The organism is Spongiibacter sp. (assembly GCF_041602295.1).
Classification (GTDB): domain Bacteria; phylum Pseudomonadota; class Gammaproteobacteria; order Pseudomonadales; family Spongiibacteraceae; genus Spongiibacter.
In genome coordinates this window covers 26,753-52,281 of the sequence record NZ_JBFIGO010000011.1, presented here as the reverse complement: position 1 = coordinate 52,281, position 25,529 = coordinate 26,753, and the positions used below count along the sequence as shown (strand labels likewise).

21 protein-coding genes are annotated in these 25,529 nt (G+C 59.2%); 16 read left to right on the top strand and 5 right to left on the bottom strand.

Annotation, left to right across the window (positions count from 1 at the left end; all coding sequences use genetic code 11):
• Positions 1-351 precede the first annotated feature (351 nt).
• The 6 genes from ABYM29_RS04015 (at position 352) to ABYM29_RS03990 (ending at position 7,171) form a co-directional block, all read left to right on the top strand.
• A complete protein-coding gene (locus ABYM29_RS04015) occupies positions 352-969 on the top strand; it encodes a hemolysin III family protein (protein ID WP_372862414.1) in 618 nt (205 codons plus the stop codon).
• A 17-nt stretch (positions 970-986) separates the two neighbouring features.
• Positions 987-1,271, top strand: coding sequence for a hypothetical protein (locus ABYM29_RS04010; protein WP_372862412.1), 285 nt, complete (start codon positions 987-989; stop codon positions 1,269-1,271).
• 13 nt (positions 1,272-1,284) lie between these two features.
• Entirely contained in the window at positions 1,285-1,677 is a 393-nt protein-coding gene (locus tag ABYM29_RS04005) for an acyl-CoA thioesterase (protein ID WP_372862409.1), read from the top strand.
• A gap of 168 nt (positions 1,678-1,845) precedes the next feature.
• Positions 1,846-3,651 (top strand): DEAD/DEAH box helicase, encoded by a 1,806-nt coding sequence (locus tag ABYM29_RS04000; RefSeq protein ID WP_372862406.1) that lies wholly within the window; start codon positions 1,846-1,848, stop codon positions 3,649-3,651.
• A 64-nt stretch (positions 3,652-3,715) separates the two neighbouring features.
• Positions 3,716-4,849: a chromate efflux transporter gene (gene chrA, locus ABYM29_RS03995; protein WP_372862403.1), complete on the top strand. Its 1,134-nt coding sequence runs from the start codon at positions 3,716-3,718 to the stop codon at positions 4,847-4,849.
• 69 nt (positions 4,850-4,918) lie between these two features.
• Positions 4,919-7,171 (top strand): putative bifunctional diguanylate cyclase/phosphodiesterase, encoded by a 2,253-nt coding sequence (locus ABYM29_RS03990; RefSeq protein WP_372862401.1) that lies wholly within the window; start codon positions 4,919-4,921, stop codon positions 7,169-7,171.
• A gap of 105 nt (positions 7,172-7,276) precedes the next feature.
• On the opposite strand, the gene ABYM29_RS03985 is transcribed toward ABYM29_RS03990, so the two are convergent.
• Together ABYM29_RS03985 and ABYM29_RS03980 are read right to left on the bottom strand one after the other, a co-directional pair.
• Entirely contained in the window at positions 7,277-8,353 is a 1,077-nt protein-coding gene (locus ABYM29_RS03985) for a metal-dependent hydrolase (RefSeq protein ID WP_372862399.1), read from the bottom strand.
• 72 nt (positions 8,354-8,425) lie between these two features.
• Entirely contained in the window at positions 8,426-8,683 is a 258-nt protein-coding gene (locus tag ABYM29_RS03980) for a TIGR02647 family protein (protein WP_372862396.1), read from the bottom strand.
• Between the two features lie 112 nt (positions 8,684-8,795).
• Here ABYM29_RS03980 and ABYM29_RS03975 point away from each other — a divergent pair, with 112 nt between their 5' ends.
• Positions 8,796-10,274, top strand: a complete 1,479-nt coding sequence (locus ABYM29_RS03975) for an amidase (RefSeq protein ID WP_372862395.1) — start codon at positions 8,796-8,798, stop codon at positions 10,272-10,274.
• Between the two features lie 14 nt (positions 10,275-10,288).
• On the opposite strand, the gene ABYM29_RS03970 is transcribed toward ABYM29_RS03975, so the two are convergent.
• Entirely contained in the window at positions 10,289-11,731 is a 1,443-nt protein-coding gene (locus tag ABYM29_RS03970; protein WP_372862394.1) for a succinylglutamate desuccinylase/aspartoacylase family protein, read from the bottom strand.
• Between the two features lie 206 nt (positions 11,732-11,937).
• Between ABYM29_RS03970 and ABYM29_RS03965 the strand changes: the two genes are divergently transcribed.
• From ABYM29_RS03965 to pbpG, 5 genes are all read left to right on the top strand, one after another.
• On the top strand, positions 11,938-13,485 hold the full coding sequence (locus ABYM29_RS03965) for a 2-isopropylmalate synthase (RefSeq protein ID WP_372862393.1): 1,548 nt from the start codon (positions 11,938-11,940) through the stop codon (positions 13,483-13,485).
• Positions 13,485-14,216 carry a hypothetical protein gene (locus ABYM29_RS03960; protein WP_372862391.1) on the top strand — a complete coding sequence of 244 codons (732 nt, stop codon included), beginning with the start codon at positions 13,485-13,487 and terminating at the stop codon, positions 14,214-14,216. Before ABYM29_RS03965 ends, ABYM29_RS03960 begins: the two co-directional genes overlap by 1 nt.
• Positions 14,213-14,674, top strand: a complete 462-nt coding sequence (gene rimI, locus ABYM29_RS03955; protein WP_372862389.1) for a ribosomal protein S18-alanine N-acetyltransferase — start codon at positions 14,213-14,215, stop codon at positions 14,672-14,674. Before ABYM29_RS03960 ends, rimI begins: the two co-directional genes overlap by 4 nt.
• A 4-nt stretch (positions 14,675-14,678) precedes the next feature.
• Positions 14,679-15,080 (top strand): hypothetical protein, encoded by a 402-nt coding sequence (locus tag ABYM29_RS03950; RefSeq protein ID WP_372862387.1) that lies wholly within the window; start codon positions 14,679-14,681, stop codon positions 15,078-15,080.
• Between the two features lie 129 nt (positions 15,081-15,209).
• The gene (gene pbpG / locus ABYM29_RS03945; RefSeq protein ID WP_372862385.1) at positions 15,210-16,109 is read left to right on the top strand and encodes a D-alanyl-D-alanine endopeptidase; all 900 of its coding nucleotides are present in this window, start codon (positions 15,210-15,212) and stop codon (positions 16,107-16,109) included.
• Positions 16,110-16,226: 117 nt separating this feature from the next.
• Here pbpG and ABYM29_RS03940 read toward each other — a convergent pair whose 3' ends face one another.
• Positions 16,227-17,720, bottom strand: coding sequence for an FAD-dependent oxidoreductase (locus ABYM29_RS03940; protein ID WP_372862384.1), 1,494 nt, complete (start codon positions 17,718-17,720; stop codon positions 16,227-16,229).
• Between the two features lie 171 nt (positions 17,721-17,891).
• Complete coding sequence (locus ABYM29_RS03935; protein ID WP_372862381.1) at positions 17,892-20,360, bottom strand: TonB-dependent receptor; 2,469 nt, start codon at positions 20,358-20,360, stop codon at positions 17,892-17,894.
• Between the two features lie 341 nt (positions 20,361-20,701).
• Here ABYM29_RS03935 and fabV point away from each other — a divergent pair, with 341 nt between their 5' ends.
• The 4 genes from fabV (at position 20,702) to ald (ending at position 25,482) form a co-directional block, all read left to right on the top strand.
• Positions 20,702-21,892: an enoyl-ACP reductase FabV gene (fabV, locus tag ABYM29_RS03930; protein WP_372862378.1), complete on the top strand. Its 1,191-nt coding sequence runs from the start codon at positions 20,702-20,704 to the stop codon at positions 21,890-21,892.
• Between the two features lie 133 nt (positions 21,893-22,025).
• A complete protein-coding gene (locus tag ABYM29_RS03925) occupies positions 22,026-23,387 on the top strand; it encodes an MATE family efflux transporter (RefSeq protein WP_372862375.1) in 1,362 nt (453 codons plus the stop codon).
• A 61-nt stretch (positions 23,388-23,448) separates the two neighbouring features.
• Positions 23,449-24,279: an MBL fold metallo-hydrolase gene (locus ABYM29_RS03920; protein ID WP_372862372.1), complete on the top strand. Its 831-nt coding sequence runs from the start codon at positions 23,449-23,451 to the stop codon at positions 24,277-24,279.
• Positions 24,280-24,366: 87 nt separating this feature from the next.
• Positions 24,367-25,482, top strand: a complete 1,116-nt coding sequence (ald, locus tag ABYM29_RS03915; RefSeq protein WP_372862369.1) for an alanine dehydrogenase — start codon at positions 24,367-24,369, stop codon at positions 25,480-25,482.
• Positions 25,483-25,529: the final 47 nt, after the last annotated feature.

The window sequence follows — 25,529 nt, the reverse complement described above, 5'->3', positions numbered from 1 at the left end:
CTTGCAGAGTAATGACGGAGAGTTGTTGAATGGCGTGCAATACAGTATCCGCCTTCGCGACGGCCGCCTCGGCAGTATCCGCATTCGCAAAGTGATTTCTACCAATGGTGCCCACCATATTGAGGTATTGTTCGAGGGTCTCGGGCAATTGGAGAAGCGCTGCGCGGTATAGCGACTGTTGCGAACCCCTGCCTGGCGCAGGTCTTCGCTTGACTTCCCTGTAGAGCTGTTTGTTTGCGTGCCCGCTGTCGCTGCGGGCAGGCGCCTGTCATTTGTGCTGGCTGGAAGGCGGCTGGTGTTATCGGGGTATTCCGCTAAGATGGGCGTCGGCGCGATTGTCTGGGGGAGCGAGTGTACAAGGGGGAGCGTTTTAACGGCTACAGCCATTTTGTTGGTGCCTTGGCGGCACTGCTGGGTATGTGCTTATTGCTGTGGCCGGCGGTGTCCGCGGCCGAGGTCTGGAAGGCGATTAGCTTTGCTGTTTACGGACTTAGCCTGTTCGCTCTTTATGTGTTCTCTACGCTGTATCACAGCAGTCGCGGGGTGTGGAAACCGCGCTTTCGTCAGCTGGATCACCTCGCCATCTACCTCCTTATCGCCGGAACATATACGCCATTTCTTTTAGTGGTTTTGCGCGACGGTGATGGCCTGTGGATGTCGGCATTAATTTGGGGCTTGGCGCTGTTGGGTATGCTGTTGGAAGTGCTGCCTAAGGGGCGCCGTCGCCTGTGGTCTATTTTGGTTTATTTGTCGATGGGCTGGCTGGCGCTGTTGGTTCTTCGGCCGCTGTCGGCGGCCCTGCCACAGCCTGCTGTCGCGTTGTTGTTGGGAGGGGGTGTGGCGTATTCTGCGGGCATTCTCTTTTACGTGTTTGATAAGCAGGTCAGGCATTTTCACGGGATTTGGCATTTGTTCGTACTGTGCGGCAGTATTTGCCACTACTTAAGCATTTATCTCTATATTGCCTGAGCGGCTGAGGAGTATTTATGACGCCGCTGTCGGTATGGTTTGCCAGAGTCCTTGGTGTATTGGGCTTGGGTGCGGCCTTGCTGGTCTCACTGCGGCCATTAGTTTTGGCGGGCGTGAGCTATTCATGGGCGAGCGCCAGTGTACTGTTGGCCCTGCAGGTGTTGCTGTCGATTCTGTTGCTGTACGCGGCGGAGCAGCGCCGGCTGGGCAGTGATATTGCCGAAAAGGCGTTTCCGGCGGTGGTGATGGCGGTGCTGTTGTGGTGCTGTATGTTTGTCTACTGGCTGCGTCAGTTAGCTTAATAGGGAGTGAGGGATGTTGCGTTGTGAGTTGTCTCCGCGGTTTTACGAGACGGATGGCCTGGGTCATATTAATAACACGGTGATTCCCAAGTGGTTTGAAACCGCGCGCACGCCGATTTTCAAAATTTTTAATCCCGAATTGAGTCTGAAGCAGTGGAACTTGATTCTGCGTAAGATTGATGTGGAGTTTGTCGCGCAGACGTATCACGAATACCCCGTTGAGGTGCGCAGTTGGGTAAGTCATATTGGTCGAACCTCGTTTACCGTCAGTCATGAGCTTTGGCAGCGGGGCGAAATGACGGCCACGGGGACGGCGGTATTGGTCTATTTTGACTACACGGCGCAGCAAAAGGGGGAGATTCCCGCTTCCTGTCGCGCCGAGCTGGGGAGCATTGGGCGCGACTGAGCTTGGGTTTACGTCGAGACCGGCTGCGCATAAATACCGCAATGAGCTTACTTAAGGTCGGGCATTTGCCGGCCTTTGCGCGTATAATTTGCGCCCCGCCGGTATTGTGTTCGTCTGACGCCGAATTAGCCGCGCGTCACCCCTCGACCACCAGATCAGGCCCGAATTATGAGCAACGCCGTTACCGCGGAAGCGGAACTTCCCCTCTTTACTGAACTTGGCCTTCACCCGGCTGTAGAGACTGTTGTCTCTGAACTGGGTTATGAGCGCCCCTCCGCTATCCAGGCGGCGACCATCCCGCTGTTGTTGGAGGGCCGCGATGTGCTGGGTCAAGCCCAGACCGGCACCGGCAAAACGGCGGCATTTTCCCTGCCCATGTTGTCGATGCTCGATCTTGGCAGCAAAACGACTCAGGCGCTGATTTTGGCGCCCACCCGCGAGCTGGCTATTCAGGTGGCCGAAGCCATTCAGACCTACGCCAAGCACCTTAAGGGATTGAAAGTACTGTCTATCTACGGTGGCCAGGGCTATCGCGAGCAACTCGACGCCCTTAAACGCGGTGTGCAAGTTGTGGTGGGCACGCCCGGTCGGGTGATGGACCATATTCGTCGCGGCACCCTGAAACTGGATGGTTTGACCCATCTGGTACTGGACGAGGCGGATGAAATGCTGCGCATGGGCTTTATCGATGATGTCGAATGGATCATGTCGCAAACCCCGGAAAACCGCCAGATTGCCCTGTTTTCGGCCACCATGCCCTCGGCGGTGCGGCGCATTGCTAATACTTATTTAAAAGACCCCGAGCAGGTCACCATTAAAACGGCGACCAGTACCGCCGTGAGTATTCGCCAGCGTTACTGGCTGGCCCGCGGCGCCAGTAAATTCGATGCTCTGTGTCGAATGCTGGAAGCTGAAGATTTTGACGGCATGATCATTTTTGTGCGCACCAAGCTGGCGACCACTGAGCTGGCAGAGAAGCTGCAAGGTCGCGGTTATGCCGCTGCCGAGCTGCATGGTGATATCGCCCAGGCCCAGCGCGAGCGCACGGTGGAAATGCTGAAGGGCTCGCGCCTGGATATTTTGGTGGCGACCGACGTGGTTGCGCGCGGCCTCGATGTAGACCGCATCAGCCACGTGATTAACTACGATATTCCCTATGATACCGAGGCCTATGTCCATCGCATTGGCCGCACCGGGCGCGCTGGGCGCAGTGGCGACGCGATCCTGTTTGTCGCACCGCGCGAGCGTCGCATGTTGCAGTCTATAGAGCGTGCTACCCGTCAGCGTATAGAGGAAATGGGTTTGCCGGGGGCGGCCGAAATCAATGCCCTGCGTGTACAACGGTTTCAGGCTAAATTGCAGACGACACTGGACAGTGGCCGCGAAAAAGAGCTGTATCGCGACATGTTGCAAAGCTTTTGTGAGGAGCAGGGCGTTGAGCTATTGGATGTGGCAGCAGCATTGGCGCGTTTGGCCCAGGGCGATAAAGACCTGCTGATGAAGGGTGACCCAAAACCCAGCAAGCTCGCTGCCGACAAACCTGCGCGTGACAAATCGGAGCGCGAAAGCCGCGGGCCTCGCAAGGCGGGACCGGAAACCGGTATGGAGCGTTTCCGCATTGAAGTCGGTCGCAAACACGGCGTTGGGGTTGGCAATATTGTCGGGGCCATCGCCAATGAGGCGGGGATCGATAGCGATTACATTGGTCGCATCCAGCTGTTTGATGATTTTAGTACGGTGGATCTGCCCGCGGATATGCCCGATGATGTTTTGCAGTCTCTGCAAGCGCCAAAGGTGGCTGGCCAAGAGCTGAGTATGAGCCGCTTCACTGGCGAATTGCCGGAAACACCGCTGCGCAAGCCGCGCAAGGCCGGTGCGAAAAAGCCGCGTAAATTTGATAAACCCGCTAAATCTAAGGATGCCGCGGGCAAGGCGCCCAGCAAACGCCCAATCAAGCTGCGCAAGAAAGACTGATAGGCTGGGCGCAGCCGCAGTGCTGAGGTAAATTGCCGGTCGATGTTCATAGCTGGAGAGTGCCGTGGCAGCGCGGGTATTTCTGCAATTTCTATTCCTGGGGTGTATCAGCTTTGGTGGCCCCAGCGCGCATATTGCTTATTTTCGCCAGGTCTTTGTCGATCAGCGCCACTGGATAAGTGAGGAGGAGTTTGCTCGACAGTTGGCGCTGTGCCAGTTTTTACCCGGCCCGGCCTCCAGTCAGCTGGGCTTTGCCATTGCGCTGCGGCGCGGCGGTTTGCCGGCTGCGATAGCGGCGTTTATCGGTTTTACGCTTCCTTCTTTTGTGCTGATGTACAGCCTCGCGGTGTTTACCTTGCGCGAGCACCCCGAATGGCTATCTAGCGTGATTGCTGGAATGAAAATTTTGGCGCTGGTCGTGGTGGCTGATGCGCTGATTAATATGGCTAGGCAGTTTTGCCGGGGGGCGGCATTGGCGGCCACGGCGATGGCCAGCGCGGTGCTGATGTCGTTGGCTATGCAGCCGATGCTGCAAGTCAGTGTAATGGCGCTGGCGGGACTATTGGCATACTGGCGCAGCGCGGCCGCCGCCGATGCGAATCATGCCCCGCCGCCGTTGTCGATAGAGACGCGAGGCTACTGGGCACTGTTGTTGTTTGTTGCGCTACTTGTCCTGGCGTTGATCGGCAGTGGCGTGTTTAGCCAGTTTTATCTGGTAGGCAGCCTGGTGTTTGGCGGCGGCCATGTGGCGTTGCCCTTGCTGCAGTCTTTTTTGGGCGATGCGATTAGCGGCGAACAATTTATAGTGGGCTACGCAGCGGCCCAGGCGGTGCCCGGGCCGATGTTTTCGCTGGCGGCTTTTTTAGGGGCATCGCTGCAGCCGGAAAATGCCCTGCCGGCGGCGCTGCGGGCCTGTGCTGGCGTCTTTTTGCCGGGTTTTTTGCTGCTTTTGGCCGTGACGGGGTGGTGGCAGCAACTCGCTCAGCGACCGCCGGTTATGGCGGCAATCGCTGCGGTCAATGCGGTTGTGGTGGGAATGCTCGGCGCTGCGTGGCTGAACCCCTTGCTATTGCAGGCGCCGGGCGGTTGGGCGGCGCTGCTGTTGGCCGTTTTGTTGTTTGGCGCCTTGCGCAGTCAGCGTGTCCCTCTCATTATACTCGTCATCGCGGCACTGCTTTATGCGAAATTTTTATTGTAGACCTATCTTGCCAGGGAGGCTTTACACCATGTTTACCCACACTTTTGCGCCTATGGCGTATCTTGCTCAATGAGTCGGGTTGTCAGCCTGAGACGGCAGTTGTCGTTGATGATGGTGGCGGTGGCTCTGCTGCCGGCATTGGCGATGTTAATTAGCGCTGGCCTGTTTTACCGAGCGGGTGCCAGCAGCGCACTGCCTGAGCGTGCCCAGGTCGCGGCGAGCCAGTTGCAAGGACTGCTGGAGCGCAGTGCCGGTCAACTGGCCGAGGCCTTGGAGCTCGCGCAGCGCAGCGGTGATTTGCAGCATAATATTCGCGCCGGTGAGGCTCTACCGACGCTGCCGGGGGGATATCAGGCGGCACTATTCGACAGCGCGGGAGGATTGCTCTGGTCGTCCGACGGCTGGATGGGGCCGGAATTTTTCGCAGGGCTAAGCGGTAATGGCGATGCTACGGCATATTGGTATGCGGCGGGGCGGCTTTACCAGCTGTATCGGCGGCCCTGGTTGGATGTGCCCGATCGAGTGCTTGTCGTGGGGCGAGAAGTGGCGCCAGGCTTGTTTGAGAATGTATTGGCGGCCGCGGGGCTGCAGGCTGAATTGCGTGTTGGTGAGCGACCACTGGCGCGCTTCCCGGCTGTTGGCGGTGCTGCCGCCATGGCTGAGCCTGCGCTCGGGGTATCGCTGAGTCTGCCGTCGGCGTTAGCGGGAGACACAGCCTTACAGCTGGAGTTTCACGGTGGCGACAGATCTCTGGGCTACGCCTGGTTGCTGGCCTTGGGGGTGGTGATTCTGGCGCCGTTATTGGCCTTGTTAGTCGCCCGTCGTCAAGCGTCGCACCTGGCGGCTCCGCTGGCTGCTCTGACTCGGCAATTGCAGGTGTTTGCGAGCGGGCGAGAGATAGGCAGTTTGCGAGCGCGCAGCGATACCGAGGAAGTTCTCGGTCTCAGCTACGCGTTTGATAACTTGCTGCGCTTGCTGCGTCGGCGAGAAAAAAACCTGCGCTACCGTGCCACCCATGACTTGCTGACCGGCATGAAAAATCAAAATGAACTGCTGCGTATTGTCAGTCAACGGATTAACGATGCGCGCAGTCATGATCGCCCCTTTCATCTTGTCGGGATTAATATCAGCAATTTTCGCGAGATTAGCGATGTCTTCGGCCCGGATGTTGCCGATGCCTGTCTGGTAAATATCGGCGCTTATTTGGAACGCGAGCAACTGGTGGCCGCACGCTTTTACCGCGGTGGTATTGCGGTGATCAAAGAGGGGGTTGCCGATGATGTTGCCGCCGTCGTGCTGGCCATGCAGCTTAGCCGCCATCACGGTATCAGTAAGTTCGATATTGAACTGAATGTCTGCACAGGCATTGTTGGATTTCCCGATGACGGTGCCGAAAATGCCGATACGCTGCTCAGGCGCTTAGAAATTTCCTTGGATTCGGCGCGTCGAGCACCCTATAACTTCCACCGTTACAAGCTGGGACAAGAGGAGGATTACCTCAAGCGCTTAAGCTTAGTGGAGGAGCTGCGCGTGGCAATGATTGACTGGCACGCCGGGCTGCAGATGTATTACCAACCCAAGTTGAATTTACGCAGCGGTCGCGTAGAGCGCATGGAGGCGCTGATCCGCTGGCGCCATCCTCGGCGTGGTGATATTCCGCCAGAGAGTTTTATCAGCTTGGCGGAGCAGTCGGGATTGATCAGCCAGCTGAGTAACTGGGTGATCGCGCAGGTCTGTATTCAGCTGAGTGCTTGGCGTGAGCGCGGGGTAGATCTACAAGTTGCCGTTAATCTGTCCGTGCAGGATCTTGTGCGCCCGGATATGCTCGACATCATTGAGCAGCACCGACAGAAATATGATTTGCCGGCCGAGGCATTGGCATTTGAGATCACCGAAACTGAATTGATGGGCAACCCCGCAGAAGCGTTGCGGCTATTGAAAAAGTTTCGCGCGGCCGGTTACGGCCTGGCCATAGATGATTTTGGCACCGGTTACTCGTCGCTGTCACAGGTGAAGAATATGCCGGTCAACGAGATCAAGATCGACCGCGATTTCGTTAGGCAGTTACGCAGTGATGATGACGACCAAAAAATCGTTCGCACTACCTTGGCGCTGGCGAGTTATTTTGACCTGGAGGCGGTTGCCGAGGGCGTTGAGGACGCAGCGTCCTTGCAGCTGCTTGTCGAGTGGGGCTGTCATTGGGCCCAGGGTTTTTATATTGCCCCGCCGATGCCCAGTGTCGAGGTGCTGGAGTGGTTAGAGGCATTCCACGATGATGCGGTATCGCCAGCGCCGCAAGTTGCTGAGGGCCTCAGCGGCTAGTCGCCTGGGCTTGCTCAATGCGTGCTTGACGGTGCGTGGCCATACGGCGGTGGTCGGCGTTGCTACCCTGTATGACAGCGGTGAGCTTGGGCGCTGAGTGGCGTGTTACAGGGGGCCACTCGCCGGCGGGGCGGCTTGGGTTTTTGCGGTGGCAACGGCGGCGGCCGTGGGCGGCGCCGGTAACTCACGGCCCATCAGCATTTGCCAAAGCAGTGCGCTCTTGTTGGTGCTGTTGCGGTGTGTCTGATAGTCGACACCGCGCTCTGGATGCTGGGGATACAGGCGGATACTCCACAGTGCATCGAGCTCGTGGGGTAAGATTGAATAGCGGATATCGATAATGCGCAAAGGGTCGCCGGGCTGTAGCGCGGTGTAGCCTTTGGAAAACCACTGAAAGCGGGCCACATCTTGTGCTTGCCGGGAGTCGTGGGGGAGCCAGGCCAAGTCGCGGGCGGGGTCGAGGGCGGCAATGGCGTCGCCGGTATAGATCTGTGGCTGGCGGCCTACTCGGACTGCGTCGACATAAAAATAGCCATTGTCTCGATACACCGTTTTCCACAGCAACAGATTCGCGAATGACGGCTTGGCTTCGACGGTTTCGGGGTGGTGGTCGCGACTAGTGGCCAGTGCCCAGCCGGCGGTTTCGGCGCGCTCGCGTTGAACCAAGCCTAGTAGCGGGTAGCTGAGCGCCCAGCAAAGGGCGGCGCGCGCCGCCCAGCGGCGCTGCCCGCGTTGTGCCAGCAGCACGAGGGCGGCAATTGGCAGGGTGTATAGCGGATCGATGATAGAGAGGACGTTCCAGGCGATGCGCGCGTCGCTGAATGGCCACAGCAGTTGTGTGCCATAGGTGGTGCAGGCATCCAGCAGGGCGTGGGTGGCGTAGCCCGCGGCGCAATATAGTGTGCTGCGGAAGAAACTCAATGGCCAGATGCGGGCTAGCAATAGCTGTAATACCGACGCGCAGAGCAGGGCGCCAAGCGGAATGAAAATGAGTGAGTGGGTGAACTGGCGGTGGTACTCAAGGAACAGCAGGGCGTCTTCCGAGGAGCGTATCAGCACATCCAGGTCGGCGGCCATACCGGATAAAAAGCCCAGTGCCGTCGCTGCCGCGGCGTGGCGGCGCGGCGGGGATAGGTTTTGTGCGGCGGTGGCGCCAAGCAGTCCTTGAGTGAGGGGATCCATATACCGGCCCTGTGATGCAAAGCCACCAGTGTAGCGCTTTAGGGTTGCGCTGGCCCAGCCCGGTGCGGCGGCCTAGTGCAGGGCGTGACTATCGGCGCTGTTGCACAGTACGGTGGTGAGCCCGTCGAGGTGGCGCATTAGCTCGATGCCGGCGTCGGTCAAATAGCCGCCGTCTATGCGGCTGATAATGCCCTTGTTATACAACCTTTCTGCGGCCGCAATGAGCGCTGGCTCGGCGTCGTGATGGACCTTGATGCCCTCAAAGCCCGATGCCGGGTTGAACTGGGAAAGTACGCGAATCTCTTGCAGTATATTGTCCGACATTCTCATAGGTGTTGGCTCCGAAGTAGTCAAAACTGGAAAACCTGATTCAATGTAGCGAGCATCGCGGCACTTTGCCACTGCGCGGTGTTTCCGCACCGCAATAATATAAGGACGGACGATGTTTAGTGAGTATCTGCAATACGATGGTCTGGGGCTGGCTGCACTGCAGCGCAGCGGTGAGGTTAGCGCCGATCAGTTGCTCGATGCCGCGCTGGCGCAAGTCGAACAGCGCAATCCGCAGCTCAACGCCCTGGTTCACTGTTTTGCCGATCGCGCCCGTCAGCAAATTCGCGACGGTCTGCCGGCGGGCCCCTTTCAGGGGGTGCCCTTTGTGCTCAAGGATTTGATGGCGATGTTCGCCGGTGAGCCTATCTGCATGGGGAGTCGCGCAGTGCGTGTGACTCCCGACTACGACAGTGAAATTGTCAGGCGCTACAAGGCGGCCGGGCTGAATATATTTGCCAAGTCGAATACGCCGGAATTTGGTTTGATTATCACCACTGAGCCGCAGCTGAGCGGGCCGGCGCACAATCCCCACCGCAAGGGTTACAGCACCGGTGGCTCGTCTGGGGGCAGCGCGGCGGCGGTTGCGGCTGGCATTGTGCCGGTGGCGCATGGCGGTGATGGTGGCGGCTCGATACGTTTTCCGGCGAGCTGGTGCGGGGTGTTTGGCCTAAAGCCTTCGCGCGGTCGCAACCCGATGGGGCCGGATCTGGGGGAGGATTGGCAGGGTGCCGTGGCTGAACACGTGCTCAGTCGCAGCGTGCGCGACAGTGCGGCGATGCTCGATTGCACCAGTGGGCCGGAATATGGCGCGCCCTATGACATTCGTCCGCCGCAGGGTAGTTTTTTGCAGGCTGCCGGCCGCGACCCAAAGCCGCTGCGCATTGGTCTGTGCCGTGAGCCCTTGGTCGCCACGGCGGTTGACCCGGAGGTGATGAGTGGTTTGGAGCAAACGGCTGAGCGCTTGGCTGCCTTGGGCCACCATGTGGAGGAAACCGAGGTGGAGGTCGATCGCGAGCAGTTGTGGCGTGATTTCTTGGTGATTGTCGGCGGCGAGGTGGCGGGCTTGTTCGCACGCCTGGCGAGCACTTATCCGGGTGCCGATATCAGCCGCTGTGAAGCGGCCACCAAGAACTTGGCAATGATGGGGCGGTCGTTTAGCGCCGCCGATATGGTGGCAGCGCGCTACGGTTGGCACAAGGTGCAACGCGCCGCCGGTGAGCTGCTCAGTGAGTACGACATGTTGCTGTGCCCCACCACACCGACGGCGGCCGTCCCCCACGGCCAGTTGCCGCCGTCTCCCTGGGAGGCTGCGCAGATGGTGGCCAGCCATCGGATGAATATTGGTCGGCTATTGATGCGCAGCGGCATGGTGGAAAAGATGGCGTTGCCGGTGCTGGGCAAAATGGCTTATACCCTGCTCGGTAATGTGACGGGCCTGCCCTGTATGTCGGTGCCACTGTGCAAAACTGCTGACGGCCTGCCTTTTGGAATGCAGTTTATCGCCGGTATGTGCCGGGAAGAGCAGCTGTTTAGTTTGGCCGGCCAGCTCGAGCGCGAGCTGGGCTTTACTGACTTGCCGCTGGGCCGTTAGCCCGGCGGGGCATGTTATTCCGGGTGTTCGTCCATCTCCGCGTTATTGTTGGCGGGCGTTGCCGGGGCTGCGGTGGGCTTTTGGCTTGTGGCGGGCGCGGCATGGTTCTCACTGTTCTCAAGCAGGCGAGAGCTGTCTTTAACCGCTTCTTTAACGGCTTCGCGGGCTGCAGCACTGACCGTTTTGGGGTCGTTACTGCGACGGGCCGCTGACTGGGCGGCTTCTCTGGCGACTTCCTTCATATTCTCGGCCACCGGCTCCAGGGCCTCGGCGACGATGGAGTCGGCAACTTTTTCGGCGGTTACACGTTTTTCGTCGGCGGCAATCCCGACGTGGTAAGCGGCAAAGCCCGGCATCACCATTTGGTTGAGTGCCATGCCGATAATTTGGCCGTCTACGGTGCTGCGAATGACGCTGGAGCGGTTGGTGATAGGGTCGGTGACGGTGCCCAGGATGTCGCCTTTGCGGACGTTTTCACCGAGTTTGGTTTCCGATAGAAATACGCCGCTTTGTTCGGCGCGTAGCCACAGTGATTTATAAAATACTTTTTGCTTGGGCGCGCGCACCGGCTTGTCATCGATCATTTGCATATAGTGCATGACGGCTTTAATGCCATTGACGCTTTGTTTGACCTCCTTCAGCTGCATGCGCAGGGGTTCGCCGGCTTCTAGGGTCACGGCGGGAATGCCGGCGTCGACAGCAGCACGGCGCAGCGTGCCGCTGCCTCCGGCGCCGTCGAGAACGGTAACGTCGTGGAACATTTTGCTGAACTGTCGCACGCTTTCCTTGCCCAGGTCACTGCGCAGTTGAGTGAGGTTGGTGCGGTGGAATGAACCGGTGTGGATATCGATCAGGCGGTCGCAGTGGGCGATGATCTCATTAAAAAAACTGTGGGCGATGCGAGCGGCTGAGCTGCCTTTTACGTCGCCGGGGAAATAGCGGTTCAGGTCGCGGCGGTCGGGCAGGTAGCGCGAGGTGCGCAGAAAGCCGTGCATATTGACGATGGGGACGCCGATGACGGTGCCGCTGAGTTTGTCGCTTTCCAGGCTGAACATCACCCGGCGGATGGTTTCCACGCCGTTGAGCTCATCGCCGTGTACCGCAGCGGTTAAACACAGTGTTGGTCCGGGGTTGACGCCGGCGGCGATGAGCACGGGTGTCGGCATTGACAGTCCGGCAACTGCCTGGCCGGCTGTCCAATAGAGGCGTTGAAAGCTGCCTCGAAGGATGTCGTGGCCGAGTATGTTCAGTGCGATGCCCGGTACGGCGGGCGTTGAGCTGAGGCGCTCGACGCGCGTGGCAGATTTCGGTAAGGGTGCTAGGGTTTGTGGCTCGCGCTCGCTGATGGCGGCCTCTGGCAGTGACTGTCCCTGTTGTTCGTTGGCGCGCAGGCCTGAGGTGACCGAGAGCAGGCCAAGCATTAATGTCAGGCTGAGGGCGGAGGGCAGTGCGCGCATTGTCGAGAAGCTCCCGGATAATAAAGTGCTTACTTAGCCGTGCTGCGCCGTGCAGGTCAAGTGGCGGGCTGGGCTGCTTGCAGCCTTTTGACGGCATCGGCGGGATAAGTTCAATGCCACGGGGGCGAAATTGGGGGCGCGGTGGGCTGTCACAAAGTCTATAATTGCCGAATTGATGCGGCGTGCCGCGGCAGAAGGAGCACACAGTGACAACAGATCGCCTGGTAATATTTGACACAACTTTGCGCGACGGGGAACAGAGCCCCGGTGCGTCGATGACCCGAGAGGAAAAGGTGCGCATCGCCAAAATGCTCGAGCGCATGGGGGTCGACGTGATCGAGGCGGGCTTTGCCATTGCCAGTGTTGGCGATTTTGAAGCGGTGCGGGCGGTGGCCGAAGCGGTTAAAGACAGTACCGTCTGCAGTCTGTCTCGCGCGGGTGCCCAGGATATTGATCGCGCTGCCGAGGCGTTGAAGCCGGCTAATAGCGGCCGTATTCACACCTTTATTGCCACCTCGCCGATCCATATGCAGTACAAGCTGCGCATGGAGCCCGATGATGTGGTGAAGCGCGCGGTGTCGGCTGTCCGCCACGCCCGCAATTTGGTCGGCGACGTGGAGTTTTCCTGCGAGGACGCCTCGCGTTCGGAGTTTGATTTCCTCTGTCGAATTATTGAACCAGTCATCGACGCCGGGGCGTCGACGATCAACCTGCCAGACACGGTGGGCTACGGGGAACCGGGTGAGTACGGTGAGTTGATCCGCCGTCTCATGGCCAGTATTCCCAATGCCGACAAGGCCATTTTCTCAGTGCACTGTCACAATGACCTCGGCTTGGCCGTCGCTAATTCTTTGTCGGCGGTGCTGGGTGGCGCCCGCCAGGTAGAGTGCACGATCAACGGTCTGGGCGAGCGTGCCGGCAATGCTTCACTGGAAGAGATCGTGATGGCAGTGCGCACCCGCCGAGATGTGTTCCCGGTGGAGGTTGGTATTGATACCACACAGATCGTGCCGACCTCGCGACTGGTGTCGTCGATTACCGGTTTTCCGGTTCAGCCAAACAAGGCGATCGTGGGCGCCAATGCCTTTGCCCACGAGTCGGGGATTCACCAGGACGGTGTGCTTAAGCACCGTGAGACCTATGAGATTATGCGTGCTGAGGATGTCGGTTGGCACGCCAATAAACTGGTGTTGGGCAAACACTCTGGCCGCGCTGCGTTTAAGGCGCGACTGGAGGCCTTGGGTATTGAGGTAGCGCACCAGGCCGCGCTGGATTTGGCCTTTACGCGGTTTAAAGAGCTGGCGGACAAAAAACATGAGATCTTCGATGAGGATCTGCAGGCGCTGATGAGCGATGTGCAGCCCGGCGATAAGCCGCAGCGCTATCAACTGCAGTCGCTGGAGGCGGTGTCGCGCAGTGGCTTTAAACCGCGCTGCGATATTTTGCTGAGCGTCGACGGTGAGTCCTGTAATGTTAGTGCCGAGGGCGATGGCCCGGTCGATGCGGCCTTCAAGGCCATAGAGTCGACAGTCAACAGCGGCGCCAAGCTGGAGCTGTACTCAGTAAACGCCATTACCGAAGGCACGGACTCCCAGGGCGAAGTGCAGGTGCGGTTGGCGAAGAGTGGCCGTATCGTCAACGGTAATGGCGCCGATACCGACATTATTGTGGCCTCGGTGAAAGCTTACCTGGACGCGCTCAATTTACTGGAAGCCGACGTGGCGCGGGCCCACCCGCAGCGCGAGGGCGTGTAGTGAGCGCTCAGCTGAGCCGCTTATATCTGCAGGCCATGGGCCTGCCGCTCTACGTGCCACGGTTTGTGTTGCCGGGGGCGGCGCCGAGTTCGCAGGGGGATTTTGCGGCGCTTGATGAGCCGCCGCTACCCGCTGAGCAGCAACAGGCCGCAGTTGTTGCGGTGCCGGCCACTGCCCAGCCGGTGGCGGTCGATTCCCAGGCGGCGCGCCGCAGTTTGGGCGAGCTGGAGGCTGTCGACAGCCGCGGCCGCGAGCCTGTGTCGGCGGCGCCGGCAGCCAGCGCTGCGCAGGGCGTGCGTTTTCGTGCCAATTTAATTGATACCGGGATAGGCCTGCGGTTGCTGACTGATTGCAGTGAGGCCGAACTGCGTCCGGCAGAGAAGCGTCTTTTGGCAAATATCAGTCGCGCGGTTGCACGGCGCTGGCAATGCGATGCCGAATTGGCACTGTCGGCGGAGCGCTTTGATTGGCCCTTGGTGAAAGTGCCGGGTTTGCTGCAGGGCGCCGACGAGGCGCGTGAAGCCTTGAGTGCGCGCTTGTTGGCCCGCGCAGGCGAGCGGCCACTGCGGGCAGTGTTGGTGTTTGGTGAGGGCATGCGGAGCTATGTATGCCGGGAATACCTCGGCGCTGCTGGGGTCGAGCTGATACATGCTCCGGCAGCCCAGGCGCTACTGGACGATGGTCGTTTGAAGGCGCCGCTGTGGTCGGCGTTGCGGGCGATCACCGCGTGACAGCCGCTGCGCATCTCGTTGAATTAACCACCGCTGATGCGGCGGCGTGTATTGCCCTGAGTCGAAGCAGCGATCCCCATCCCTGGAAAGACGATATCTGGCGGCGCAGCCTGCGTGACGATTACTGCTTTGGCCTTTACAGCGGCAGTGCCCTTCAGGGGATTGCGGCGTTCTCATTGGTGTTGGATGAGGCGAGTTTGTTAAACATTGTGGTGGACCGCCAGCTGCGCGGCCGGGGCTTGGGTCGCCAGCTGCTGTGCGGTGGCCTGGAATGGATACAGCAAATTGGTGCACAGCGTTGTCTGCTGGAGGTGCGGGCTTCCAACCGCGCCGCGCGGGCGCTCTACCTCTGTCTTGGCTTTCACGAGGACGGACTGCGCAAAAACTATTACCCGCTGGGCAGCGAACGGGAAGACGCCGTACTGATGTCTGCCGACCTGCCCCTGCATACAGGATAAGCCCATGCAAGAAATAGAGAGTGACTTCTGGTTTATCGCCTTGCCGCAGCAGTGGCACAGCGAGCTGGATGAAGACAGCATACTGATTTTCGACGAGGACGAGCTGGGCTGTATCTGCCTGAGTAATTTGCAGTCGGAAACCGGGAGGGTTGAGCAAGCTGACTTAGAAAGTTTGATTGCCGAGCTCGGTCACCAGCTCAGTGACGGTAAGCGCTGTGAAATCGGTGAGGCTTGGCAGGGCTGGGAGTTTGACGGTGAGGAGGGCGGCGATTATGTCCGCGAGTGGTATTTGCTCGCTGAGGACCACCTGTTGCTGGTGACATACTCCTGCGCGGTGGAAGACCGGGATATGGATCGCAGTGCGGTCGACGAAATCCTAGACAGTTTGAGAACTAAGCCTGCTTAGTGCCCGCAAATAAACAGGAAATTATTGCTGAGACATAGGCGTCTGTGTTAAGAAAGGCGACAACGCGCACAGTTGTATTCGAATCGCTGTGATAACTTGTGGCTGAATAATAACGTTAGAGTCAAGCCTATGAGAAGTTTAAGTTATCTCATCGTTACTTTGTTATTTTTAAGTAGCGGCGCTATTGCCGGCGATGGCAAATTGAAGTTGGCGTCGGTTAGCGCCCTGGCCATGGATGCCGAAAGTGGTCAGTTGTTATATCAAAAACACGCCAACCTGCGGATGCCTATCGCCTCGTTGACCAAGGTGATGACGGCGATGGTTGTGTTGGACAGTGGGCAGTCGCTGAAGGAAAAAATCCGCTTCACTGAGCGGGACCGGGAGTCGATTAACCACTATTTCTCGCGTATTCGCGTGGGTTCTGAACTGCCGCGGGGCGAGTTGCTGCGCATTGCCTTGATGTCGTCGGAGAACCTTGCTGCGGCCGCCCTGGCCAATAATTACCCCGGTGGCGAAGCGCAATTTGTCGCGGCGATGAACAACAAAGCCGCTGAGCTGGGCATGCGTAATACCCGCTTTGTCGACAGCAGCGGCCTGTCGCCCAAAAATATAGCCACGGCCTTGGATTTGGCCAAAATGGTCGCCGCGGCGGCCAAGTACCCGGAAATCCAGCAGTATTCGACCACGCCGGTACACACCGCCCAATTTAACCGTCCGCGCTATCGCCTGGCCTATGTCAATACCAACCCGCTGTTGCGCTATCAGCGCTGGGAAGCCGACCTGAGCAAGACCGGTTACCTGGATTTGGCGGGGCGTTGTTTGGTGATGCAAACTGAGGTGGGGGATCGTCAGGTGGTGATGGTGATGCTGGATTCCTTTGGCAAGAGCAGTCCGGTGGGGGATGCCGGGCGGATTAAGCGCTGGCTGGAGTCCGGCAGCAGTGGCCGGGTGGCCTCTGCGGCACAGAATTATCAGCGCAACAAACTGGCGGGGTATATGGCCTTGCAGAGCACGGCAAGCCTGCGCTGAGTGCGTGGTGTTGGCGCCGACTTGGCGGCAAGGATCAGAGGAACCGCTTCCGGATGGAAGCGGTTTTTTTATGGCTTTCTCAAAGCGCTAATAACAGCTTAACGGCGAGGTCGCCCGCTATTGGCGTTTGGCTGCCGCCTGGCCGGCCATTCGACCAAAGAAGGTGGCATCACCCACTGACATGCCACTGGCGTAGCCGGATGCCGTGCGCGGGATGCCCGCGGTCGTGCGGCCAGCGGCATACAGGCCAGGGATAACCTCGCGCTCGGCGTTGACGACTTCGCCGCTGGGCAGGCTGTCCAGGCCGCCAAGGGTGAAGAAGGGATAGAAGGGGCCGCGGCCAAGCGTGCAGTCCAGGGCCACGTAGGGAGGTTGTATCGGGCGCAGCCAAGCCTCCGATTTGTGAAACAGCGGGTCACTGCCCTGCTCGGCGTGTTGGTTATAGGTTTCCAGGGAATGTTGCAGGCTACCTGCGGGCAACTCGAGTTCTTGTTCCAGCTCTTCGATGGTGTCACCGGTGCCGGCGACTTGTGCGCCCAAGTAGCTCATTTTCTCGTAGTCACCGTAGCCGTCGACATCGGTAATCATGTAGATGCGCTTGGAGTTGCGCTGCTGCAGCAGGGCGTTGTAGCCGACTCGGCCGTGGTAGCAGTCTTCGTTAATAAAGCGCTGGCCTTTGTCGTTCACCAGAATGCCGTAGGTCAGCGAGGCGGGAGGGTAGTAGGGCAGGCTGACAAAACACTCGTGCATATTGACGGTGGCGCCGCCGGCGCCCATGCCCATTAAAATACCACTGCCGGTGTCGCCGGGATTGCCAATGGGGGTCAGGCCGCAGTCAAACTGCGGGGCGTATTTGCGCAGCATGTCCTCGTTCATGCAGAAGCCGCCGGCACAGAGAATCACCCCCTTGTTGGCTTTTACATAGTGCTCTTGCTGGTTGATGCGCACCACAATGCCCACCACTTCGCCGTCGTCACTTTGGATCAATGTCAGTGCGCGCGCCTCGTAGTGCACCTCGATGGCCGGGCGTTGGGCCACGGCCTCGGTGAGTATCTTCATCAGCAGCGGGCCGCCGTTGTCGCCTTCTATTTCCAGATTGTGGCCGCGGGGCACCGGCTTGGCGTGTTCGGGGAAGGGGTGGGCCTTTTCGTTGCCGGTAAACAGCAGGCAGTCGTCGGTCAGTGCCATGATCGCGCGCTCTTTCAGCTCGCTCATTTTAAAGGGCACGCCCATGGCGGTCAGCCATTGGTAGTGAGCGATACTGTTTTCGCAGTAGGCGCGCAGCTTGTCTTCGTCGGCCTGGTTGCCAAAGCAGGCGCGCAGGTAGTTGAGCATATTTTCAGTGTCGTCTTCATAGCCGCAGGCCTGCTGCACGGGGGTGCCGCCATTGCCGCCCATATAGATTTCGGCACTGGACAGGGCGGTTGAGCCACCGCTGGCGCTGGCCAATTCAAACAGGCTGACGCTGGCGCCAGCGTCAGCGGCCTCAATGGCGGCGCAGGCACCGGCGCCGCCGAAGCCGATGATGGCGACGTCGGTTTCAATGTCCCAGCGCGGAACGGCGCTGCTGCGCAGGGGCTTGCTTGGGCTGCTTTTATCTTTATCGCTCATAGTGATGACTCTTTTAATATGTGTGTATTAAAAACTGCGCTTAATTTACTGCTTTTGCCTGGGGGCATCAAGAGCAGAAGTGGTTAATTTGGTAGTGGCTGGCTGCCACGGTGGGGGTGATTTTTGGGCAAAAAAAGGGGCTGCAAAAGCAGCCCCAGGTAAACGTAATACTTAGTACTCGTAGAAGATGTCGAGGCCGTAGGTGCGAGGCTCGCCCCAGATCACTGAGCGGTCAGCCTGTGGCAGGTTGTCTACTGCAGTGAGCTCGTATTCTTCGTCCAGTAAGTTCTTCGCCCAAAGGCCGGCACCCAGGCGACCGCCAGCCAGCGGCACGTCGGTCAAGCTCAGGCGAGCGTTAACCAATTCGTACTGGCGCAGCTGGGTGTTTTTCACATTGAGGGCTCGCGAACCACCGTTGCGCTCATCCATATAGTTGACGCTAACGTTGACGCTAGTGCGACCCCAGTCGGCTTGGTAGAGGGTGTAGTCAGCCGAGGCGGTGAAGCTGTGCTCGGGGGCTGAGAAGAACACAAACTGATCTGCGACATCGTTGCCGTTGACATCGGTCGCCTTGGTCACCTCGGTGTCCAGGAAGGCGTAGTTCAGCATCAGCAGCAGGTTTTCGCTGGCCAGGAAGGTGACATCCGCCTCAAAGCCAAACATCTCCGCTTCACCGGCGTTGGTTACCTTGGTGTCCGCCACGGTGCCGGCGAGGATGAAGTTCAGCTGCATGTCTTCGTATTCGCTGAAGAATACGTCGGCATTGATCCGCAGGCGGCGGTCGAGCAGCTCGCTCTTAATACCCAGTTCGTAGGAGGTAACGTACTCGGCGTCAAAGCCGTCGGCGTAGCCAAAGCCGTAATCATTGCCGTCTGAGGCCGGGCCTTGATTGCCATCCTGCTGGGGGTCGCGGGTGTTAAAGCCGCCTGATTTGTAGGCTTCAACGCGCTTGGCGTAGAGATTGATGTCGTCGGTCAGGTCAAATTCGGCAACCACGCTAAACGAGTCGTTGCTGAAATCTTGCGAAGCCGGAATGCTGTCGAAGTTGCGGCAGTCGCCATTGGCAGGGTTGCCGCCGCACTGCACAAAGGACACGTCAATCGGGCCCGCCGAGGTTTCTGCAATGGTCATGTCGCGCTGAAATTTCACCGTCGAGCGCTTGTCCTCTGAATGGCGGGCACCAAAGGTCAGGTGCAGGCGATCTTCCAGGATGGCGGGTGTCCAGGTGAACTGGCCGAATATTGCGGCGGCTTCGTTTTCAATGTCGTAAATCTGGCTGAGCATGTTGACTGCGCGAACGGAGGTCAGACCGCCGAGGCCCGGCAGGCCGGTGTTAACCGGGCCGCTCAACTGATGGTGCAGTGGGCCGTTGTTTTCCTGGGCCTCTTCCTTGAAGTAGTAGGCGCCAGCAATATAGTTAACACGGCTGTCAAACAGGTCGCCGGTCAGCTGCAGCTCGTGGGAGAACTGCTCTTGGCTAACTTTGGGGTAGGTCAGGGGCAGACAGTTACCGGCGCCCAGAACAAACTCGGCAGCCTGGCCGCAGTATTCATGGGAGTCTAGACGGTAGACGTCCTTGCTTTCCGCATTGTCGCCGTGGGGGCTTTCGCCCGGTTCCAGGGGCACGCCGCCGCCGAGTGAGGCATAGGACTTGTCGTACAGCTCGCGGTAGGCGCCAATGTATTTGAGCTGGAAGTTCTCAAAATCCTGGGTCAAGGTAAACGAGTGGCCCTCGATATCGGTGGAGGACTGTTCGAAGGGCATCACGGTGCCGACCGCTTCCTGGCGAGAATTGGAGTAGCTGGTCTTGCCGCTGGCGTCGACCAGGTCGGCCTGACTGCCTTCGATCGGAGTGCGCGGGCGCACGTGCTGGTACTCGGTGTTGTAATAATCAAAATCGGACTTGTCGTAGGCGTAGTCCAGTGCCAGCGACTCGGTAATATCCCAGCGCAGATCGAAGCGGTAGCCCTCGACGTCGCGGTCGCCGAAGTCACCGCCGGGGCCGGTGTTTTCAATGTGGCCGTCTTGCATGGTGCGCATAACCGCAAACTTTGCCGCCACGGTGTCGGTCACCGGCAGGTTCAGCGTGCTCTTCGAGGTGAACAGGTCGCGGTTGCCAACGGTGAATTTTTGTTTGAATTCCAGGCCTTCGGTGGTTGGCTTTTTGGTAATCAGGTTAATTGCACCGCCGGTGGTGTTGCGGCCGTACAGCGTGCCCTGGGGGCCGCGCAGGATTTCGATGCGCTGCAGGTCGGCAACGTCGAGGGCGGTGCCGGTGGAGCGGGCAATATACACGCCGTCGACATAGATGCCGACCGGCGGGTCTTGGGTGATCTGGGCATCGGAAATCCCGATACCGCGAATAAAGATCCGCAGCGTGGCGTTGTTAATCGGGAAGGGTTCAATGGTCAGGCTGGGGACTTTGGAGCCGATGTCGCCCAAGTTGCTAATGCCCTCGACTTCCAGGCGGTCTTCACTGAAAGCGGTCAGTGAAATTGGTGTGTCCTGCAGTGATTCGGCCTTTTTTTGCGCGGTAACAATCACTTCTTCGAGAGCGGCTTGCGCGTACAGCGTTGGCGCAAAGACCGACAAACCCAAGCCGCCGAGCGCAGCGAGGGATTTCAGCGTACTGACTTTCATATATCACCCTTTTTTTAAGACGCAATGCGAGAGCAATTGCGTAGTTTCCCTGAGTTATACGGAATTATGATAGTTTTTTAGTGCGCATAAAGTGGAATATGCGCAATTAGTTACATAGTTGTTACTATTATCGTCGCGATGATAGCACAGCGTTTGTCCCCGTTCGGGTCGTCTGAAGCAATTATGCGAAGGACTGCCCATTTTACACGCTTGTGAATTGGCCGGCGCCGCGGGCCTGCGGGCTGGAGGCGTAAGTTGACAGTGCATATTAGGCGGCGGCAATCTCTGGCCTTATAATGCCCGCCATATTTAGGCTATTCAACGATGGAGCGGAACAGCGAATGATCATCAAACCCCGTGTGCGCGGCTTTATGTGTGTGACCACTCACCCCAAGGGCTGTGAAGCCAATGTCCAGCAACAAATTGACTACGTGAAAGCGCAGGGCACCATTGCCGATGGTCCCAAGAGGGTATTGGTGATCGGCTCTTCTACAGGTTACGGCCTGGCCTCGCGGATCAGCGCGGCCTTTGGTGCTGGCGCGGCGACACTGGGCATCTTTTTTGAGAAAGAGGGTACGGAAAAGAAACCCGGTACCGCCGGTTGGTATAATTCGGCTGCCTTCCATAAGTTTGCCGAAGCCGAAGGCCTCTATGCCAAAAGCATTAATGGCGATGCCTTTTCGGACGAAATTAAAGAAAAGACCATTGCGCAGATCAAGGCCGACCTCGGTCAAGTGGATTTGGTGGTTTACAGTCTGGCGGCGCCGCGTCGACAGCACCCCAAAACCGGCGAGATTTTTAATTCAACCCTCAAGCCGATCGGCAAAGACGTCAGCCAGCGCGGCGTAAATACCGACAAGGAAACCATTGAAACGGTGACGCTGCCGGCGGCCACCCAAGAGGATATCGACAACACCGTGGCGGTGATGGGCGGTGAAGATTGGCAGATGTGGATTGATGCTCTCGACGAGGCCGGAGTACTGGCCGACGGCGCCAAAACCACCGCCTATACCTATCTGGGGGAGCGCATCACCTGGGATATCTATTGGCACGGCACCATTGGTCAGGCGAAAAAAGACCTCGACAAACGCGTCGTCGATATTCGTCAGCGCCTGGCTGCCAAGGGCGGTGACGCCCGGGTATCGGTCCTCAAGGCGGTGGTGACCCAGGCCAGTTCGGCGATCCCCATTATGCCGCTGTATCTGGCGCTGCTGTTTAAGGTGATGAAGGCCGACGGCAGCCACGAGGGCTGTATCGAGCAGGTCTACGGCCTGTTCCGCAACAGCCTTTACGGCGCGGCCCCGCAATATGATGAAGAGGGTCGCTTGCGCGCCGACGGCTTGGAGCTGCGCCCTGAGATTCAGGACGCGGTGGCGGCGGCCTGGGATCAGGTGACCACCGAAAACCTGCGTGAGATCACCGACTTTGCCGGTTACAAGCAGGAGTTTCTGCGCTTGTTCGGGTTTGAGATCGACGGCGTAGATTATGACGCTGACGTCGACCCGGTGGTGCCTATCGCCAATATGGTGTGACGCCCAGCGGCGGCGAGTGCACGGGGGCTAAGGCCCCCGTTTTTAATTGTCGCGAAAACTCTGCGGTGTGGTTTGCGGCGTCGCGAATGCTGCGCTAGAGTGCAGCCCGAATTGATTCCCGCCGAGAGCGTCCATGTCTTCACCCCAGCGTCAGGAATTGCGCAGTCAACTGCGTATCGCCCTGCCTATTTTTGGCGGCCAGTTGGCGCAGTCGGCCAATGGCTTTGTCGATACGGTAATGGCCGGCCGGGTGTCGGCGCTGGATCTGGCCGCGGTGGCGGTGGGCGCCAGTATCTGGGTGCCGGTGTTTTTATTTTTGACCGGTTTATTGATGACAACCACCTCGGTGCTGGCTCGGCATATGGGCGCCGGTCAATCTCAGCGGGTGAACCCTATTGTGCAGCAGGCGGTGAGCCTGGGGCTGATATTTGGGGTGCTGGCCTTTGTGCTGTTGCGCAATACCGACCCGGTGCTGGCGTGGATGGATGTCGATGCCGCGATGCGGCCGATGGTGCGCGATTATCTCAGCGGCCTCAGCTGGGGCTTGCCAGCCATTGCGGTGATGCTGGCGCTGCGCAGCTATACCGAGGCGCTGGGTGATACCCGCCCGGTGCTGTGGATCAGTGTGATTGGCTTATTGGTCAATGTCCCGGTTAACTATGTGCTGATCTACGGCAAGCTCGGTTTTCCGGCGCTGGGCGGGGTCGGTTGTGGCTGGGCTACCGCCGTGGTGATGTGGCTGATGGCGCTGTTGATGGTCGGGCACCTGCTGTGGCATCGCCGTTACACCGAGTCGGAGTTTCGTCTGCGCCTGCGGCCCTGGCGTCTCGAAGGCGATACGCTGCGCTACCTGTTCGTGCTCGGGCTGCCGGTGGCGCTGGCGATATTCTTTGAGGTGAGTATTTTTGCTGTTATTGCCCTGCTGCTCAGCCAGTCTGGGGCCATTATTGTCGCGGGTCATCAGCTCACGCTGAATTTTACCTCGCTGGTGTTTATGTTGCCGCTGAGCTTTGCCTTGGCGGCCACGGCGCGCATTGGTCACGCCCGCGGCAGAGAGGATGCCGAGGGGCTGCGCCGTGCGATTAGCGTGGCTTTTCGTATCACCTTAGTCATCGGTCTGTCGGCGGCCAGTTTGCTGGTGGTGAGTCGCGAGTTGATACCCAAAATTTATACTGACAATGCCGAAGTGATTGCGCTGGCCAGCCATCTGCTGCTGTTCGCGGCGCTGTATCAGGTGTCGGATGCCCTTCAGGTGACGGCCAGCGGTTGTCTGCGCGGCTTTGAAGATACCCGGGTGCCGATGTTGCTGACCTTGTTCGCCTATTGGGGCGTGGGGCTGCCGGTGGGCTATGTATTGGCTACCGGGCTGCTTGTCTGGCCGGCGATGGGGCCGAGTGGCTACTGGCTGGGCCTGTTCGCCGGCCTGAGTTGTTCGGCATTGTTGCTCGGCGCACGGCTGGTTTGGCGATTGCGGCAACCGCTGGGCAGGCTTTGAATTTACTCGTCGCTTGCGACATGCTTGCTGGTGACGGGCAATGAAAAACAGGAGTCCGAACATGAACAGTGGTGTATTAGAGCAGTTGCGGCCGGCGGTGCACCGCCTTATCGCGCCCAATCCGGGGGTGATGACGGGGCCGGGCACCAACAGTTATCTGTTGGGGCGGCGGCGGCTGACCTTGCTCGACCCGGGGCCGGCGATGGCCGAGCACGTGGATGCCTTGCAGGCGGCGGTTGAGCAGCTGGGTGGCGAGCTTGAGCAGATCGTGGTGACCCATACCCACCCCGACCACTCGCCGGCAGCGGCGCTGTTGGCTGAGCGTTTTTCGGTGCCCATGTTGGGTCGCGCCATTGCCGACGACGGCCATCAGGACACCAGCTTTAAGCCGGATGTCGAACTGCAGCACGAGCAGCACATCGATGTGGATGGCGAGGCGCTGCGTGCTATTTACACTCCCGGTCATGTCGATAATCACTTCTGCTTCCTTCATGAGCCCAGTGGCCTGTTGTTTACCGGGGATCACATCATGCAGGGCTCGACGGTGGTGATTATTCCGCCGGCAGGTGATATGGCCCACTACATCGACTCATTGCGACGGATGCTGGAGTACCCGCTGCAGGCCTTGGCCCCGGGACACGGCGGTTTAATAGAGCAGCCGCAGGCCGAAATCGAAGCCCTGATTGCCCACCGTCTGGGGCGAGAGGACAAGGTGCGTACGGCGCTGCAGGGGCGCGGAGAGATCGCCTTGGCCGACTTGGTGGTACACGCCTATGACGATGTTGACGAGTCGCTGCACCCGATCGCCCAGTTGTCGTTGTGGGCGCACCTGCTGAAGCTGCAAAAAGAGGGTGAAGTGCAGGAAGAGGGAGGGCTCTGGCGCCAGCGTTAGCTGGGCCGGTTTGTAATTGCGCAGATATCAGCCATATTTCTCGATAGGCTGCCGCGGTGAGGGGCGGCGCTGACCGCGGAGGTGGCAATGCGCATTGGCGTGCCCAGAGAATGTAAGGCCCAGGAATATCGCGTGGGTTTGACGCCGCAAGCGGTGGCGCAACTTACGCAGCGCGGGCATCTGCTGGTGGTTGAGCGCGGCGCCGGACTCGGTTCGGGTTATCGCGATGACGACTATCTTCAGGCAGGGGCTCAGTGTGTCGATAGCGCGGCCGAGCTCTATGACAGCGCCGAGTTGGTGGTCAAGGTCAAGGAGCCGCAGCCAGGCGAGCTGGCCTTGTTGCGCCGCGACCAACTGTTATTTTGTTACCTGCATTTGGCGCCGGATGCGGCGCTGACCGATGCCCTGCTCGCCAGCGGTGTCACCGCCATTGCATACGAAACCATTGCCGATGAAGCGGGGCGTCTGCCGCTGCTCAAGCCCATGAGTGAAATTGCCGGACGCCTGTCAGTACAGGCCGGTGCCCACTGCTTGGAAACCGCGCAAGGCGGTCGCGGTGTGTTGCTGGGGGCGGTCGCGGACTTGTCGCCGGGGCGCGTATTGGTGCTCGGCGGCGGCGTGGTCGGCGGCCAGGCGGCAGATGTGGCACTGGGCATGGGCGCAAATGTTGCCGTGCTGGAACCCAGTCTCGAACGTCGTAATCAGCTGGTCAGCCGTTTTAACAGTTCGCGGCTGGCGGTGCTCGACACTCTGCGCCATGAGGACGTATTGCCGCAGGTGGACATGGTGATCGGCGCGGCGCTGGTGCCCGGTGCGCGGGCGCCGCAATTGCTGCGCCGCGAGCATTTGCCGCTGATGCGCGAAGGCGCGGTGCTGGTGGATGTGGCGGTCGATCAGGGCGGTTGTTTCGAGAGCAGTCGGCCCACTACCCATCAGCAACCCACCTTTGTTGAGCAGGGTGTACTTCACTATTGCGTGGCGAATATGCCCAGCGCGGTGTCGCGCACCGCCAGCTTGGCGCTCAGCCACGCCACTCTGGGCTATGTGCAGCGATTGGCTGAGACGCCCCTGACCCAGGTCGCGGCCACCCAGGGCTTAAGTGAGGGCATCAATATTGCCGCTGGCAAGCTCTACTGCCGCGCCGTGGCCGAGGCCCAGGGGCGGCCGCTAAGTGATATTGCGGGGCTGCGAGAGCAGGGCTGACGTCATCCGAAGGGATTAGTTGTCGGTGTTATGCGTAGTAAATGAGC